Below are 17023 nucleotides of genomic sequence, written 5' to 3' on the forward strand. Positions count from 1 at the left end.
TTGGGCGATGGTCCGCGCGACGTTGGCTATGATGCGATGCGCGGAGGCCAGATCAAAGCCAACATCACGCGCGAATTCGACGGCGGCTACGCCATTCAACGCTTGCTATCGCCGGCACCGTCGCCGGCCCGAATCCGTCGCAGATCGATTCCTAGCCGTTTGACGCGGTAGTAGAAGGTGTCCCGCGGTATTCCGAGCTGGTCTACTGCAACAGTCACGTCGCCTCCTGCTCGCATCATCGCCTCGACGATCAGCGTCCGTTCAAACGCGCGTACGCGTTCCGGCAGCGACAATGCATTGCCAGTGTCCACCTTGTCATCAAGGCCTAGGACGATGCGTTCCACCGCCATCTCCAGTTCGCGAACATTGCCGGGCCATGCGAGCCGAGCAGCCAGATGTGCCACGTCGAACGCCGTCATCGTCGATCGCGTCACACCGTTCGCGCATGCCGCCATGAAGTGCATGGCCAAAAGCGGAATGTCCTCAGACCGCTCCGACAACGGCGGGAGTTGCAACGTTATCGCTGCCAACCGGTGAAACAATGCCGGCACCACGCGTTCGCGCCCGCCCGCGTCGATCGCCGCGACGATCCTCGCATTGACCGGCACCGGCTCGCGCGCGTCGAGCGCCACCACGCGGCGTTCGACGAATTGCGTGAGGCGGTGCTGTACACGTCCCTCGGCCCGATCGACGTTGTCGAGGAACAGCGTTCCGCGATGCGCCTGCGAGATCGCGCCATAAGCACCGAACAACGCGTCCTCAGCGGCCGATGGCAATGACGCGCAATCGACCGTGATGAAGCGATGACGCCCGCGTCGACCGCTGCGGTGGATCAATCGGGCGACCAACTGCTTCCCGGTTCCGGTTGCTCCTTCGATCACGACGTCGAGATCGGCGTCCGCCAACGTGGGTAGCATTTCCCGAATTCGACGGATCGCCGGGCTGCGACCAACCAGTTCATCCGCGCTGGAGGCCTCGGCCAGCGCGCGCAGGCGGCGGTTATCGATCGTCAACGCGCGTGCCTTCGCCGCCCGAGCTACTGCGGCAAGCATGGCATCGGGGTCGAACGGTTTGGTGAGGAAGTCCCAGGCTCCTGCCTTCAGCGTGGACACTGCCATGTCGATATCGCCATGCCCGGTCATCAACACGACCGGCAGTTCGGCATCGCGCGCGGCGAGTGCGCGAAAGAGTTCGATACCCGACATACCCGGCATCCGCACGTCGGTGACGACCACCCCGGCGAAATCGGTGTCGATTGCCGCCAAGGCGGAGGATGCATCAGCGAAGCCGCGCACATCATATCCCGCGAGCGACAGCAGTTGCGCGGTGGCTAGGCGCAGGTCGTCATCGTCGTCGACCAATGCGACGATCGAAGCGCTTGTATCTGCGATCGCGCTCACGCCGGCACCATGTCGATCTCGAAGCGTGCACCGTGGAGAGACGGCGCGTTGCGCAGCGTGCCGCCCAGTTCGACCATGATGTCATGCGCGATGACGAGCCCGAGCCCGAGCCCGTCCCTGCGGCTGGTTATGAAAGGCGTGAACAATCGCGCGGCGACTTCCTCGGCGATGCCGGGACCATTATCCGTCACCGAAAGGGTAACGCGGCATCCGCTCGATTGAAGCGTCAATGAGATGAGCGGGTCCGGCGTGTTGGCGACCGCCTCGATCGCGTTTTGAAGTACGTTCACCAGCACCTGCTCCAGCCGGACTCGTCCTCCCATCACCATCAGGCCCGGATGGATGGATTCACGCGCCATCGTCACGCCGCGCAGTTGCTCCTTGAGGATCAGCAGCGCGCCGTCGATCACCTCCGCCAGTGCCACCGGACGCAGCGCACCCGCCCGACGCCGTGCGAAGCCGCGCAGTTCCTGCGTCACCGCGCCAATCCGATCGGACAGGCGCGCGATTGCGGTCAGATTCTCGCGCACCGCTGCCATATCGCCGCGGTCGAGCAGCGCCGCACTGGTCTGCGCATAGGTGCGGATCGCCGCTACCGGTTGCGCAGTCTCGTGCGCCACGCTGGCCGTCACCTGACCCAGCGTTGCCAGTCGATTGGCCTGCCGCAAGCCTTCGCGCAGATCGGCGGCGCGCGCCTCACTAGCTGCACGCTCGTCGATTTCGCGGGTCAGTGCGGCGGTACGTGCGGCCACCGCTTCCTCCAGCTCCGCGGTGCGGCGGCGGGTGAGGTTGATGCGCTGTCGCAGTCCCCAGAGCAGCGCAGCGAGCGCGACGACGCCGAGCGCGGCACCGATTGCCGCGTTACGTGCCGCTGTACGTTCAACCGATCCGGCTGCGCGGCGCAGGGTCAAGGTCCAACCGGGATGCCCCGTCGGCACGGTGGCGACGACGTCGTCCGGCGACGTGGGCAGCATTCGCAACGTACCCGCGGACAGACTCGCCTCCGCCCGCACCGCGGCGAGCCGTTGCCGCGACAGTGGGCGGGTCGCCGCGAAGCGCCACTCCGGACGGCTGCTCACCACCACGACGCCGTTGGAGTCACGCACGAACGTATCGCCGCCCGCACGCGCCCAATCCGCCTCGACGCGCGTGAACTCAAGTTTCACAACCACCACGCCGCCTGCTGCGGTGCGCCGCGCGAGGAACAACCCTGGTCGGCGGCTGACCGTGCCGAGCGCAAATTGCGCCGCCGACCCCGACGGTCGTGCATCACGCACGTAGCGACGAAAGCGGTAGTCATTGCCGACAAAGCTCGAAGGCGTGCGCCAGTTGCTTGCCGCCACGGCGCGTCCCGATGGATCCACCAAATAGATGACGGCTGCGCCGGTTGTTCGCGCCAGCGACTCCAGCTTGCGATCGAGCGCGACCGATGCGCCAGACTGCTTCGCCAACGTGGCCGCCACGTCGCGGTCGTCGCCGAGTGCCAGCGGAAGCAGGCGAAAGCGTGCGATCTCACTGTCGAGGAGTGATGCGCGCAGGCGTGCGTCGGTCAGCACGCCCTCGGCCAACGCGTCGCGCGCTCGGCCGCGTGCGACATGCGCGGCAACGGCGACGATCGCCAACGCGGCCACGATCATGATGAGCCAGCGAGCGGATGAAACGAGATTGCGACTCATCCCTGTCCTTGTAGGACGGCTTAGCCGGTGTGTAACTTTTTGCATTCTAGCCAAGATGAGAATGCAAGTTTTTACATCAATCCGATGTTCGAAGCGGCTTGAGCCGGCACATAGGTCTTTGTTTTACCATATAAATCATCGCCGGCACGAAAACATGACGGCCCGCCACGATCGTCCTTCACCATCATGCCATCAACGACCCGCCCGTAAGTGGTGGAAAGGAGAGGTTCAAGCGCATGATCCAGGTCACCGATCCCGGTTACGCGATCCCGCCGGCCGCCAAGCCGTGGTACGCGCAGCTTTACATCCAAGTGCTGATCGCGATCACGCTGGGTGTGCTGCTGGGGCATTTTTACTCGCAGGTCGGCGAAGCGATGAAGCCCGTTGGCGATGCCTTCATCAAGCTAGTCAAGATGATCATCGCACCGGTCATCTTCCTGACGATCGTGACCGGAATTGCGGGTATGCGCGACCTCGGCTCGGTCGGGCGTGTTGCCGGCAAGGCCTTCGCTTACTTCCTGTTTTTCTCTACCTTCGCGCTCGTCATCGGCATGGTCGTTGCCAACGTCGTTCGTCCGGGTGCGGGGCTCAACATCGATCCCGCGACGCTTGATACCAGCAAGATCGCCGATTACGCGAGCAAGGCGCATGAAACGACGATCACCGGATTTCTGACCGGGATCATCCCTGACACGTTCCTGGGCGCACTGACCGAGGGTAATATCCTCCAGGTGCTGTTCGTCGCGATCCTGTTCGGGATCGGCCTCGCGCTGATCGGCGAGCGTGGCAACCGGCTGTTGTCGGCGCTGGAGGACGTGTCGCTCGCGGTGTTCAAGGTGGTGGCGATCCTGATGCGCGCGGCCCCGATCGGCGCGTTCGGCGCGATGGCGTTCACCATCGGCAAGTACGGCGTCGGTACGCTGGTCAACTTGGCGACGCTGGTAGGCACCTTTTATCTCACCAGCTTCTTGTTCGTCGTCATCGTACTCGGACTCGTCAGCCGCATGGCTGGCTTCTAGATCTTCCGCCTGATCGCGTATCTGAGAGCCGAACTGCTGCTGGTGCTCGGCACCTCGTCGTCGGAGAGCGCGCTGCCCTCGCTGATCGAGAAAATGGAGCGCGCCGGCTGTCCCAAGTCGATCGTCGGCCTCGTCGTGCCGACCGGCTACTCGTTCAACCTCGACGGCACCAACATCTACATGACATTGGCCGCCCTGTTCATCGCGCAGGCATGCAACGTTGATCTGACGATCGGCCAACAACTCCTCCTGCTCGCGGTCGCGATGCTGTCGTCGAAGGGCGCGGCCGGCGTGACGGGCGCTGGGTTCATCACGCTCGCCGCCACGCTATCGATCGTGCCCTCCGTGCCGGTCGCGGGCATGGCGCTGATCCTAGGCGTCGACCGCTTCATGTCCGAGTGCCGCAGCCTCACCAATTTCATCGGCAACGCGGTCGCGACCGTGATCGTATCGCGTTGGGAAGGGAAGCTCGACCGCGAACAGTTCGCTGCCGCGCTGTCGGGCCGCGCCCTCGCGCGGATCGACCAGCTGCCCGCCGACGCTGTTCCCGCCGAATAAGCGCCCGGGCGGACGCGCGAAACCCACGCGTCCGCTGCGCCAGCAAGGACTGCCACCCATGCCAATCCGTTCGCGCGGCTTCGCCGCTGCCACCTCCTCGCTCGCCCTGCTGACGGCGCTTCCCGCCGTGGCTCAATCCAGCACTAGCGCGGTACCGCCCGCGACGATCCAGAACGAGCGCGCGCGCCAGAGCCTCGCGGCGCCGCTGTCCGAATCCTATCCGATCGAGGCGGTCGGCGACGGCGTCACCGCAGGCGGCTACAACCAGTCGCGCTGGGTCGAGGATTGGACGCGCCTGCGTGATCCCGCCAAGCGCCGCGACGTGTTCGACCGGCTCAAGTACATCCCGCTGGGTCGCGACGACTTCTACCTGACACTGTCGGGCGAGGCGCGCGCGCGCGTCAACCTCACCACCAATCCCGACCTGCGCGAACGTGAAGCGCAACGCCAGGACATCGACCGGCTCGTCGCCGGCGCCGACCTCCACCTGGGCGAGCATGTCCGCCTGTTCGGCGAGATCGCGCACGGTGGCATCTCGGGTCCGAACATCGGCGCACCATCGGGCTTCCTGCGCAACCGCCTGGTGGTGCAGCAATCCTTTGCCGATCTCACCGCTACCGTCGGGGCGGCCGATCTTGGTGTGCGCGTCGGTCGCCAGACTTTTGCCGACGGGCCCAATCTGCTGGTGGTGCCGCGCGACAACAATACGATCTTCCTGACGTTCAACGGCGTGCGCGCCTGGGGCCGCGTCGCCAAAGCACGGGTCGACGTGTTCGATTTCACCCCGACCCGGCTCGGCAACGGCGGCACCGGCGACGACCGGAACGAGGACGGGCGCCGCTTTTCGGGCGTGTCATCCGGCTTCGTGCTACCCACTACCCTGTTCGGCGGGTCGAAGCTCTACGTCGATCCATTCCTGTGGCGGCTCCGCAATCGCGCCGCGGTGTGGGGCGGCGCGCCCGCGCGCGAGGTGCGCACCTTCTACGGTCTGCACGTCTGGGGCGACGCGGGGCCGGTCAATCTCGACTGGACGATCAACCACCAGGGCGGCAGCTACGACAATCGCGACATCTCGGCCTGGCTGCTGCTGCTCGCGCAGAGCTACCGGCTTGGCAAGGACCGCCAGGCGCCCCGCATTGGCTTCCACGTCGATTACGCGAGCGGCAGCGGCGCTTATGGCCGCGGCACGCTGCGTAACGCGCTCGCCCCGTTCGGCAACAATGTTTATTACAGCTACCAGCTCTACGCGACGCCGACCAACCTGATCGCGGCAGCGCCGAACGTCAGTTTTCAGCCGGTTGCCAAGGTGCGCGTGGCGCTGGAATACCAGCTATCCTGGCGCGACAGCGTCAACGACGCGGTCTACCGCGCCAACGGACAGGCGTTCGCGGGGACGCAGAATGTCAGCGGCCGCCAGATCGCGGACACCGCGCGCGCGCAGCTCGTCTGGTCGATCTCGCCGCGTCTGTCGTTCACCGGACGGTACGAACATCTCTGGGCAAAGGCGGCGCTGACCGACGCGGGGTACCGCAGCTCGGATTTTTTGGCGGGGTGGCTCAGCTTGCGTTTGTGACTCCGGCGGCGTTGTTATCGGAGTCCGGGACGCCGACGTCACCAGCACGGCGCATCACAGCCACCCCGCAAACGACACGCTGCTCGCCGCTTCCGAAGCCGGTGCGAAGAAGCAGGCAGCCGCCCAACCCCGCTCGCATGCGAAGGTCAGGCCCTGTTGATCACAGCCAAAAGGGTGACGGTAGCGGCGAAGGCGACGGCGGAGAAAAAGGCGGTGGGGCAGCGATCGTAGCGGGTGGCGACGCGGCGCCAGTCTCTCAGGCGGCCGAACATCATCTCGCTGCGGCTGCGTCGTGGGTAGCGGCGCTTGTCGTATCTGACTGGCTCGTTACAGGATTTCCGGCCTGGGATACAGGGCTGGATGCCTTTGGCATGAGGGGCGTCTCTGAACCGGTCTGCATCGTAGCCGCGGTCACCAAGCAGCTACTGTTCGTTTGGCAGATCATCGAGCAGCGCTGCCGCGCCGGTATAGTCGCTGACCTGGCCTGCTGTCATGGAGAAGCTTAGAGGGCACCCGTTCGCATCGGCGATGGCAGGGAGCTTGGTGTTCATGCCTCCTTTGCTGCGCCCGATCAGGCGGCCGAAGCCCCCCTTTTTTACCCGCAGGCTCGGTGCCGTGCGGTGCACCTTCAGGTAAGTCGCGTTGATCATAACCGTCTTCGGCTCGGCGTCCGCCGCAGCCAAGCCCTCCATTATCCGCGTGAACACGCCTGCCTCGCCCCAGCGCTTTCAACGGCTGTACAACGTTTTGTGCGGACCATGGTCCCTGGGGGCACCTCGCCAGCGCAGCCCGTTGCAATTGACGAACACAATACCACTCAGCACCCGCCGGTCGTCCACCCCCGGCTTGCCATGGCTCTTGGGAGGACGGCCGAAGCCGCTCTATCTCGTCCGTCAACCAGTACAGGTCGCTCGTTAAAGTCTCCTCTTGGAGTCTGAATCAGATCTCGCGCCTCACACCAATGAGTCCTGACCCTAACTCGACCTGTAACTATCGCCTCTCAGCGGTAATGGCGAGTGACGGCGTGTGCTGCAAAGCCGCCTGTCCGCTATCGGGCAGTTGGCTGCGGAGAAAGCCGGTTCGTTCAGGTGGTAGCTGTGAAAATCTGAATGCCCGTGCCTGGTACGAAGCGAGTTGGTCAGGCCAACGTGAGCGCCGGTCGTTCCCGTTTGCGTCCGTCACGGCGCATGATCGCGCGTTCGCGGCGACAAATCTCCGTGCCGTTCGCATTTTCGGCAAACCCGCGTCCTCCGTGTTGGTCGGGACCGCTGGGCGAAGCAGGAGATCGTAGGCGGCGACAACGCGGCCTTCGCCGCGAGCATGTGCCGATTGCGCCATCAACGTACAGCTATCCCGATCTCTGCGAGTGAAGTGGTAGACGGTCATGAATGAACGCGATTTCTCGCTTCTGCGCCGCTGACGTCATCCCCGACGCCGAGGTCGAGGGCCCGGTGAAGGCGTTCGCCAACGCGGTGCGCGCGCTCCACGCCCGCGCGAAACCTTGAGCGTCGTTCGGAGCGATCAGGTCGTCAACGCTGCGCCCGTCCCCAGCCGGCGCGCTCGGCGAAAAGCTTCTGCATCTCCGCCATGTTCTCCGTCCCCCACTGGCATAACGGCTCCAGTGCCTGGGCAAGGCTCTGTCCAATAGGCGTGAGCATATAGTCCACCCGGGGCGGCACTTCCTTGTAGTCGTTTCGGCTGAGCACACCGTCCGCCTCCAGCTCCTTCAACTGCTGGATCAGCACCTTGTCGCTGACGTCGCGAATGGCCCGCTTCAACTCGCCGTACCGGGTCGGGCCGCGCAGCAAGAAGTAGAGGATCAGCGGCTTCCACTTGCCCGAGATGATCTTCAGCGTGGCGTCGAGCCCGCAGGTGAAGGCGGGAGCAGCGATGGTCGCGCCTGGCTGATCGGCGTGGCGGGCTTCAGACATATCTCATACTTACCAAAAGGTGCATACTTGTCCTGAGGTATGCGGATGGTCAGCTGCGTGCAACCAATCAGTGGAGGCATGTATGACCAGACTCGAAGGAAAAATCGCGCTCATCACCGGCGGTGGCACCGGTATCGGTCTGGCGTCCGCGCAGCGGTTCGTCGCGGAAGGTGCGTTCGTCTATCTGTTCGGACGTAGGGCTGATAAGCTCCAGGCGGCTGCGAACATGCTCGGGCCTCAGGCGCGGGCCGTCGCGGGATCGGTCAGCGACGCGGCTGATCTGGACCGGCTGTTCGGCACCGTCCGACGCGAGCATGGCAGACTCGACATCCTGTTCGCCAATGCCGGCACCGGTGCGCTGCTGCCCTTGTCCGAGATCACGCCGGAGCACGTCGACGCGACGTTCGACGTCAACGTGAAGGGCACCATCTTCACGGTGCAGAAAGGCCTTACCCTGATGGAGCGAGGCGGCTCGGTCATTCTGACCGGATCGACCACCGGCGTCATGGGCACGCCCGCGTTCAGCGTTTACAGCGCATCCAAGGCGGCGGTCCGAAATCTCGCGCGCAGTTGGGCGCAGGACCTGCGGGGAACGGGTATCCGGGTCAACGTCCTGTCGCCGGGACCAACCCTGACCGAACTCGCCGCCGAGGTGGTCGGGCGCGACGCCATGATCGAGATGGGTGCGACGACGCCGATCGGCCATGTCGGCGATCCGTCGGAGGTAGCGGCCGCTGCCGCCTTTCTGGCGTCGTCGGACAGCAGCTTCATGACGGGAAGCGAGCTGTTCACCGATGGTGGTCTGGCGCAAATCTGATGCCGTGCGCCAGCCGGGGCAACACCGGCTGGCCGACACCAATGCATTCCCCCGTGAACAAAACCTAGATGTTGAAAGATGCGCGGCGGGCGAACGCTCGGAGTCACCCGCCGCCTTGAACGTGTTCGCCCGCGGGTTCAGCCCTGGTCGGTGCCGATCGTGTCCAGCTCGCTCATCGCCTCGTCCGGCAGCTCGATGTCGGCGACTTGCAGGTTCTCGCGCAGGTGAGACAGCGACGATGTGCCAGGGATCAGCAGGATGTTGGGCGAACGACGCAGCAACCAGGCGAGCGCCACCTGCATCGGCGTGGCACCGAGCCGGTCGGCCACGGCCAGGAGCAATGCCGACTGAAGCGGGTTGAAGCCGCCGAGCGGGAAGAAGGGCACAAAGGCGATGCCGTCCGCTGCAAGCCCGTCGATCAGCGCGTCATCCTCGCGATGCGCGAGATTGTACTGGTTCTGCACGCAGACGATCGGCGCAATGGCGCGCGCCTCGGCGACCTGCGCGGGGGTCGCGTTGCTGGTGCCGAGATGGCGGATCAACCCTTCCGCCTGCATCGCGGCCATCGCCTCGAAGCTGCTGGCAATCGACTGATTTCCGCGACCGTGGTGACCCGGATGCACCCGGAAATTGACCACCTCCAATCGCTCCAGACCAAGGTTGCGCAGATTGTCCTCTACCGCCGAGCGCAACTGCGCCGGCTCTTGCGCCGGGTTCCACGACGCATCCTCGCCGCGGATGGCGCCGACCTTGGTGACGATGACGAGGCCGTCCGGATAGGGCGACAGCGCCTCGCGGATCAGCTGATTGGTGATGTGGGGACCGTAGAAGTCGCTGGTGTCGATGTGATCGACACCCGCTGCCACCGCGTCGCGCAGCACCGCAAGCGCGGCGTCGCGGTCGCGTGGTGGCCCATAAACACCGGGCCCGGCTAGCTGCATCGCGCCGTAGCCGAGCCGCCGGACCTGTCGGTCACCGAGCTTGTAGGTTCCTGCGTGGTCAATCGTGCGCATGGTCGTTCTCCTCAAAGCGTGAACACGATTTAGGCGCATGACTTTCACGCGATTAGCGGCCACGATCCGCACGCCCTGTTCGGATAACCGTACGATGCCCGCCGATCTTTCCGACGTTCAAACGCTGCTGGCGGTGGCCAAGGCGGGTGGTTTCCGTGAGGCGGGGCGGAGCAGCGGGGCAAGCGCGTCGACGATGAGCGAGGCGGTGCGCCGGCTTGAGGAGCGGCTCGGCGTACGGCTGCTTCACCGCACCACCAGGAGTGTGACGCCGACCGAGGCCGGCCAGCGCCTGATCGAGCGGCTGGGTCCCGCGCTGGCCGAGGTGGAGGCCGCGCTGCGTGTCGTGGACGAGCTCAAAGGTCGGCCTGCCGGCACGCTGCGGCTGAACGTGCCGGTCAGCGCCGCGCGGCTGGTGCTACCCGCGATCCTGCCAGGCTTTCTCGCGGCCTATCCCGACATTCGCGTCGAGGTCGATGCCGAGGACAGTTTCGTCGACGTGCTGGCGGCGGGCAGCGATGCGGGGATCCGCTACGACGACCGGCTCGAGCAGGACATGATTGCGATCCCGATCGGGCCACGGGTGCAGCGCTTCGCGACCGCGGCGTCACCGACCTACCTTGACCGACGCGGGCGGCCGTCACACCCGCGCGACCTGCTGGCGCACGACTGCATCCTGGGTCGCTTTGCCAGCGGCGCGCTGACCTCGCCATGGGAGTTCGAGCGGGACGGCGTGGTGGTAAAGGTCGAACCGTCCAGTCGCCTGGTCGTGCGGGTAAACGGGGCAACGGACCTGGCGATCGATGCGGCGCTGGGCGGCACTGGCGTGATCCACTTGTTTGAGGACTGGCTGATGCCCCATCTGACCACCGGTACGCTCGAGCCTGTGCTGATGGAATGGTGGCAGCCCTTTTCGGGCCCGTTCCTTTATTATTCGCAGCGCCGGCTGGTCCCGCAGCCGCTGCGCGCGTTCGTGGATCACGTCAAAGCGCTGGGATGACGGGGCTCTGAAGCGGTCAGCCGCCGGCTGCGCCCATTAGCCCGCGAACCTTGTCGGCGTCGGCCGGTGTTGCGGGATTGTACACGATCATGCCCAGCTCAGGCCTGCCCTCGACCGCAAAGGATGAGAAGTCGAGCTTCACCAGTCCGACCTCCGGATGGCGAATCCGCTTCACGCCTTCGCTGTGCGCGACGACATCGTTGTCGCGCCACAATGCCGCGAACTCCGGGCTCAGACGGCTCAGCTCCTCAACCAGTCGGGCGGCCGTCGCACTGCCGTGCGCACCAGCCCGCGCCACGTCGGCGCGAAATGCGCCAACGACGAAGCGCGCCACGCTGTCCCAATCCTCGTTGCGACTGCGGCTTCTGCCGCCCGTGAACATCAGCCGCAGGATGTTGCGCCCGTCGGCCGGCAGCAGTGCATAGTCGGTCAGCAGTGCCGCGGCGGCGCGATTCCAGCCGACGATGTCCCACATCGCCGTCTTGATGATCGCCGGGCTGAACGGCATCCCATCGAGCACGCGCTGTAGCCGTGGAGTGATGCCGTCGATCGGTTGGTAGCGCTTGTCCGGCAGACGACCGAGGCCGAGCATGTAAAGGTGTTCGCGCTCGGGCTCAGTCAGCATCAGTCCCTTGGCCAGGCGATCGAGCACGTCGGCGGAGGGCGCACCGCCACGCCCCTGTTCCAGCCAGGTGTACCAAGTTGCGCTGATGTTGGCGCGGCTGGCCACTTCCTCCCGGCGCAGCCCCGGCGTGCGTCGCCTGCCACCCGTGTAGCCGAAGGTTGCCGGATCCAGGCGGGCGCGACGATCGCGCAGGTACACGCCGAGCAGATTGGGCGTTGTGCTGGCCATCACCGATCCTGTTGGTCGTTTTACCATGATAAGGTCACTACTTTAACATGCTGCCGTCGGCTGCGACATCCTTCTCCGGCAAGAAGGAGATTAACGATGCGCGTGTTCCTGACCGGCGCGACCGGCTTCATCGGCTCGCATCTCATTCCCGAACTACTTGGCCGCGGTCACCGGGTACTTGGCCTGGCGCGCTCCGACGCGGGTGCGCGGCAACTCGAGGCTGCAGGCGCCGAAATCCATCGCGGCGACCTTGAGCAGCCCGAAACGCTCGCCAACGGGGCGGCCATGGCTGACGCGGTGATCCATTGTGCCTTCGACCACAACTTCAGCACCTTTGTAGAAAACACTCGCAAGGACGAACGCAATATCGCCGCGATGGGTGACGGGCTGGACGGAACTCACAAGCCGCTGCTCATCACCTCGGGCGTCGGCATCGGCACGCCGCTCGGGGGCGGCGTGGCAACTGAGGACGTGCTCAATCCGCGCCATGCAAATCCGCGCATCGCGACCGAACTTGCGGGCGCGGCACTGACCGCGCGGCGCATCGACGTACGCACGATACGCCTGCCGCAGGTGCACGACACGACCAAGGCCGGGCTCATCACGCCGTTGATCGCCGAAGCGCGCCGGGCCGGCGCGATTGCTTATTTGGGCGAAGGCCGGACGCGCTGGGCCGCCGCACATATCAGCGACGTGGCCAGGCTCTACGTCCTGGCGCTGGAGAAGGGCGAGCCGGGCGCGCGCTACAATGCCTGCGCCGAGGAAGGCGTCCCCGCGCGCGACATCGCCGAGGCAATCGGCCGCGGCACAGGGCTGCCAGTCCGTTCGATCTCTGACGACGAGATTGAGCGATATTTCGGCTGGATGGCGCCGTTCGCCGGGCTCGACATGGTTGCGTCGAACGCCTGGACGCGGGCGCGGCTCGGCTGGGAGCCGATCGGACCCGATCTGCTCACCGACCTCGCCGAAACCGACTATGCGGTGCCAGCCGGCACCTGACCTGCGTGTCGACCTCGCGCTGTCAACACCACGCGCTCACATGAACGAACCGCCGCTTTCGCCGCCACCGAGAAGTGGTCTTCAACGGCTACCGCCGGATCATCCTCGATCGGCACCAGTTGGTAGCAGCGGAAGCGATCGCTGCCGCGAGCCCGTGGCCATCGCCAAGGCATTCGCCAGCGCAGCAGCAGTCGGCCCTTGCGCGCATTCGCCGGTGCCGAGGAACGGCGTACCGGGGCGGTCGATGATCTCGACCGCGACGGTGCGCGGCGCGTTGCCGAAGCGCAGGATCGGGTAGGTGCTCCAGTCATAGGCGGTGCGGCGCGCGCCGTCGTGGCTCGCCGCCTCGAACGCGGTCCAGCTCAGCGACTGGACGATCCCGCCCTCGACCTGGTTGCGGATGCCGTCGGGATTGACCGCCTCGCCGCTGTCGACCGCCGCGACCGCGCGGTGGACGATCAGGCGGTCTTCAACCGGCACGCGCTCGACGTCGAGTGCGACCGCCAAATAGGCGCCGTGGTTCTTGTAGCGCGCGAAGGCGAACCCGCGGCCGCGGTTGGGGGCGACGCGGTAGCGCGACCAGCCGAACCTCTCGGCTGTCCGGCTGATCACCGCCGCGGCGCGCGGGTCGTCGAGATGCGCGAGCCGGAACGCGACCGGATCTTCTCCCGCCGCCGCGGCGAGTTCGTCCATGAAGCTTTCGAGCGCGAAGATGTTCAGGTGTGCGCCCAATCCGCGCAGCGCCGACACGCGGATCGGCATGTCGGGCAGAAAATGGCTGACCACGCGCTGATTGGGAAAGCGGTACAGCGGAATCGCATTTCGATCCCCGCCGCCATTGGGTTGCGGGATCGGCTTTGGCGGGGTGGCCGGAAACGGCGGCACCATCTCCTGCCCGGCGAGCAGATCACCCGCCGCGGTCGGGCGCGTGCTGTGCGTGTTGCTCCAAACCTGGTGCTGCCAGTCGACGATCCGGCCCGCGGCGTCGAGCGCGGCGTCGAGCTGCGCCAGCATCGCTGGGCCGAGCGGCTCCCAGCCGTGTTCCTGCGCGCGGCTCCATTGCAACCGCACGGGCACGCCGGGCACGGCACGCGCGACCAGGGCAGCGTCACCCGCGACGTCGTCGGCACCGTTGTGACCGTAGCAGCCCGCACCTTCTCGGTGGACGCAGCGGATGCGTTCAACCGGCATGGACAGCAGTTCGGCGAGCGAATGGCGCAGCGGTTCGACGCCCTGGCTGTGCGTCCACACCGTCATCTGTCCGTCCCGGAACAGCGCCACCGCGCACGACGGACCGATCGCGCCGTGCATCAGGTACGGGCGGTCGTAGCGGGCCGACAGCCGCCGAACAGGGCGGGCCGCGGGATCGCCGCGCTCCTCCGCGATCGTCTGGCTCTCGCGCCGCATCGTCAGCAACGCGCCCGGCAGCGCGCCGGGAAGCTGCGCGGGCGGCGTTGCGATCGACCCGCCGCGTGCCGCGGCCTGGAGTGCACGTTCGAGCGGCCACTCGCGCGGACCAACGATCGCCGCGAAGTTCCCCAGTTGAACGACGCGGGTGACGCCGGGCTGTTGTGCGATCGCTGCCACGTCGAGCTTGGCGCGGGTGCCCGACATCGGCCCGCGCAGCACGCGTGCGTGCACCATGCCGGGCAGGCGCATGTCGTGGACGTAGGCGGCCTGCCCGGTCAGCTTGGCGGGGAGGTCGACCCGCGGCACGGGATGTCCGATCAACCGGCGTGCCGCGACACGCTTGCGCGGAACGTCGGCGCGCGCACGAACGGCAAGTGACGTGGCCCCGGCCAAGTCGGCGTAGGACAGGCGGCGTCCGTGTCCGTCAAGCACCGCACCGTCGCGCGTGAACAGGTCGGTTGCCGCAACACCCCAGCGCGCGGCCGCCGCCTCCGCCAGCAGGAGGCGCACGTTGGCGGCGGCATTGGCGACCGCCGTGCCGCTCTGTTCGAGCGTTTGACTGCCAGCAGTCACGCCCTCGTTCGGCGTCAGCCCGGTATCGGCGGTGATGAGGTTCACGTCAGCCATCGCGACGTCGAGTTCGTCCGCGGCGAGCTGCGCGATCGCGGTCTTGATGCCGGTGCCGAGCTCGGCCTTGCCGGTGAACACCGTGACGCAACCGTCCGGTGCAATACGGATCCAGGCGTCCAGGTCGGGAAACTTGGAAAGCGTGCCGGGCAGGTCGGGCGCGACCGTCGGCGGACCGCCGCTACCTTCGCCGCCGCCGGTCTGCGCCGCGGCCGGGGTGATCGCAAAGGCGACTATCAGCCCGCCGAGCATCTCGCGGCGCGATGGCGTCACGTGACCGGCTCCGCAGGCTCGACCACGCCACCGCCGCGCGCGACCGCGGCGCGGCGCACCGCGCGCAGGATGCGCATGTGCGTGCCGCAGCGACACAGCGAGGGCGCCATCGCGGTGCGCACCTCATCCTCGCTCGGCGTGATTGTCCACCGCAGCAGCGCCTCGGCGCGCGCGATCATGCCCGGGATGCAATAACCGCATTGGCCAGCCTGTTCGTGCAGGAACGCCTGCTGCACATCGCCGGGCGCCTCGGCGGTGCCAAGCCCTTCGACGGTCGTGATCGCGCGACCGCCGACCGCCCCCACGGGCAGCAGGCAGGAAAAAACCGGACGATCATCGACCAGCACGGTGCAGGCGCCGCACTGACCCAGCCCGCACCCGAACTTGGCGGCATGCAGGTGCAGATCGTCGCGCAGCACGTAGAGCAGCGGCGTCGCGGGATCGACGTCGGCGCGCGCTCTCGCGCCATTGACGGTCAATTCGATCACTCGCCTTCCTTTCTGGCCTTTGCGACCTCGGCTGGCAGGTCTTTCCACGCCGGGCCGGTGCCGTGACGCGCCTGCAGATACGCGACGATCTCGGCGATCTGCGCGTCGTTCAGCGCGTCGGCATAAGCCGGCATGTACGGGCCGCTCGCCGACACGGGCGGGCGCAGGCCTTGCAGGATGATCTGGATCGTGTCGCGCGGATTGTCCTCGTGCAGCGGCGTGCCGAGCGGCAGCAGCGGTCGACCGGCCACGACCATCGGCGCACCGGGTTCGTGGCAAACGGCACATGCACCTTCGTACAGCCTCGCGCCGATCGGATGCGCGCGCGTCGCCGACGCGCGACGGTCCGGCAGCGGCGGTTCGGCACGCGCGGCGGGTGCCTGGCGCATCCACCACGCGTAATAGGTCGCGAGTGCGTGCACGTCTTCGGGAGCGGCCCGCGCAAGATTGTAGGTGACCGGACCCATTGGTCCGGCGGCCGCGGCATGATGAACGCTCAATCCCGTGCGCAGATACGCGTCCAGCCGCTCGGGCGTCCACGCGCGCACCGCGGCCGAGCGCGCGTTGATCGGCGGCGCATACCACCCGCCCGACCAGCCGCCGTTATAGGCATCTTCGCCGCGCTTCTCCTGCTGCAACAATCCGCGCGGGCTGTGGCAGGCGCTGCAATGCGCCAGCGTTTCACCCAGGTAACGTCCGCGGTTCCATTCGGCCGACTGCGATGCGTCGGCGCGGACCGCCCGTGGACGAAAAAACAGCAGCTTCCATCCGGCGAGCAACGGGCGGAAGCCGAGCGGCGGGATCAGATCGTTGGCGGGTGGTTTGGCGCTCACCGGGGCGCGCGTCATCAGAAAAGCGTAAAGTGCATCGACATCGGCGTCGGTGATCCCGGCATAATGGGTGTACGGAAAAGCCGGGTAAAGATGGCTGCCGTCGCGCCCAACCCCGCGGTGCAGCGCACGCGCGAACGCGGCGCGCGACCAGCGGCCGATCCCGGTGTCGGGATCGGGCGTGATGTTGCTGCCGTAGATCGTGCCGAACGGCGTCTTGACCGGGTATCCACCGGCATAGGGTCGCCCTCCGCTCGACTGGTGACAGCTGACGCAATTGCCGACGCGCGCCAGGTTCGCGCCGCGCGCGACCAATGCAGCGTCGAACGAGCGGGGATCGGGGCGTGGAACCTCGGCGATCGAGGGCCGATAGGTAAGAAGCAGCAGCAGCAGCGCCGTAAGCAGCGCGACGACCAGCAGCAGCGTCAGCCGCCCCGCGCTTCCGGCCCTCACGATTGGTTCACAGGCAGCGCGGTCATCATCTCACAACACGCGAGCAGGTCAGAGGTTCGCTGGATTGATATGTTGTGCCGGCCTGCTGGGTAACATCGTGTGTCTC

12 protein-coding genes and 2 pseudogenes are annotated in these 17023 nt (G+C 66.5%); 5 read left to right on the forward strand and 9 right to left on the reverse strand.

Going from position 1 to position 17023, the window contains the following annotated elements; translation table 11 throughout:
• Positions 1-95 precede the first annotated feature (95 nt).
• Together Q0579_RS15090 and Q0579_RS15095 are read right to left on the reverse strand one after the other, a co-directional pair.
• The gene (locus Q0579_RS15090) at positions 96-1400 is read right to left on the reverse strand and encodes a sigma-54 dependent transcriptional regulator (protein WP_366522289.1); all 1305 of its coding nucleotides are present in this window, start codon (positions 1398-1400) and stop codon (positions 96-98) included.
• A complete protein-coding gene (locus tag Q0579_RS15095) occupies positions 1397-3076 on the reverse strand; it encodes an ATP-binding protein (RefSeq protein WP_298813836.1) in 1680 nt (559 codons plus the stop codon). The genes Q0579_RS15090 and Q0579_RS15095 overlap by 4 nt, the downstream gene beginning before the upstream one ends.
• A gap of 236 nt (positions 3077-3312) precedes the next feature.
• On the opposite strand from Q0579_RS15095, the pseudogene Q0579_RS15100 reads away from it, so the two are divergent.
• A pseudogene (locus Q0579_RS15100) lies at positions 3313-4653 on the forward strand (dicarboxylate/amino acid:cation symporter).
• A 58-nt stretch (positions 4654-4711) separates the two neighbouring features.
• Positions 4712-6226 carry an alginate export family protein gene (locus tag Q0579_RS15105; RefSeq protein WP_298813838.1) on the forward strand — a complete coding sequence of 505 codons (1515 nt, stop codon included), beginning with the start codon at positions 4712-4714 and terminating at the stop codon, positions 6224-6226.
• 146 nt (positions 6227-6372) lie between these two features.
• Here Q0579_RS15105 and Q0579_RS15110 read toward each other — a convergent pair.
• Positions 6373-7132, reverse strand: a pseudogene (locus Q0579_RS15110) (IS5 family transposase).
• 623 nt (positions 7133-7755) lie between these two features.
• The gene (locus Q0579_RS15115; protein ID WP_298813840.1) at positions 7756-8157 is read right to left on the reverse strand and encodes a helix-turn-helix domain-containing protein; all 402 of its coding nucleotides are present in this window, start codon (positions 8155-8157) and stop codon (positions 7756-7758) included.
• A gap of 82 nt (positions 8158-8239) precedes the next feature.
• Between Q0579_RS15115 and Q0579_RS15120 the strand changes: the two genes are divergently transcribed.
• Positions 8240-8974 (forward strand): SDR family oxidoreductase, encoded by a 735-nt coding sequence (locus tag Q0579_RS15120; RefSeq protein WP_298813842.1) that lies wholly within the window; start codon positions 8240-8242, stop codon positions 8972-8974.
• A gap of 137 nt (positions 8975-9111) precedes the next feature.
• Here Q0579_RS15120 and Q0579_RS15125 read toward each other — a convergent pair whose 3' ends face one another.
• Positions 9112-9987 (reverse strand): aldo/keto reductase family oxidoreductase, encoded by an 876-nt coding sequence (locus Q0579_RS15125; protein WP_298813844.1) that lies wholly within the window; start codon positions 9985-9987, stop codon positions 9112-9114.
• 94 nt (positions 9988-10081) lie between these two features.
• Here Q0579_RS15125 and Q0579_RS15130 point away from each other — a divergent pair, with 94 nt between their 5' ends.
• Entirely contained in the window at positions 10082-10984 is a 903-nt protein-coding gene (locus tag Q0579_RS15130) for a LysR family transcriptional regulator (RefSeq protein WP_298813846.1), read from the forward strand.
• Between the two features lie 16 nt (positions 10985-11000).
• Here Q0579_RS15130 and Q0579_RS15135 read toward each other — a convergent pair whose 3' ends face one another.
• Positions 11001-11837: a helix-turn-helix transcriptional regulator gene (locus Q0579_RS15135; RefSeq protein WP_298813848.1), complete on the reverse strand. Its 837-nt coding sequence runs from the start codon at positions 11835-11837 to the stop codon at positions 11001-11003.
• Between the two features lie 96 nt (positions 11838-11933).
• Here Q0579_RS15135 and Q0579_RS15140 point away from each other — a divergent pair, with 96 nt between their 5' ends.
• On the forward strand, positions 11934-12836 hold the full coding sequence (locus tag Q0579_RS15140) for an SDR family oxidoreductase (RefSeq protein WP_298813850.1): 903 nt from the start codon (positions 11934-11936) through the stop codon (positions 12834-12836).
• A 99-nt stretch (positions 12837-12935) separates the two neighbouring features.
• Here the strand turns inward: Q0579_RS15140 and Q0579_RS15145 are convergent, their stop codons facing one another.
• From Q0579_RS15145 to Q0579_RS15155, 3 genes are read right to left on the reverse strand one after another with little or no spacing between them, the layout of a single operon-like run.
• Entirely contained in the window at positions 12936-15146 is a 2211-nt protein-coding gene (locus tag Q0579_RS15145; RefSeq protein ID WP_298813852.1) for a molybdopterin cofactor-binding domain-containing protein, read from the reverse strand.
• Positions 15143-15634 carry a (2Fe-2S)-binding protein gene (locus tag Q0579_RS15150; RefSeq protein ID WP_298813853.1) on the reverse strand — a complete coding sequence of 164 codons (492 nt, stop codon included), beginning with the start codon at positions 15632-15634 and terminating at the stop codon, positions 15143-15145. The genes Q0579_RS15145 and Q0579_RS15150 overlap by 4 nt, the downstream gene beginning before the upstream one ends.
• The gene (locus tag Q0579_RS15155) at positions 15631-16917 is read right to left on the reverse strand and encodes a cytochrome c (RefSeq protein WP_298813854.1); all 1287 of its coding nucleotides are present in this window, start codon (positions 16915-16917) and stop codon (positions 15631-15633) included. Before Q0579_RS15155 ends, Q0579_RS15150 begins: the two co-directional genes overlap by 4 nt.
• Positions 16918-17023 lie beyond the last annotated feature (106 nt).

It is taken from the genome of uncultured Sphingomonas sp. (genome assembly GCF_936927845.1).
Taxonomy (GTDB): Bacteria; Pseudomonadota; Alphaproteobacteria; order Sphingomonadales; family Sphingomonadaceae; genus Sphingomonas.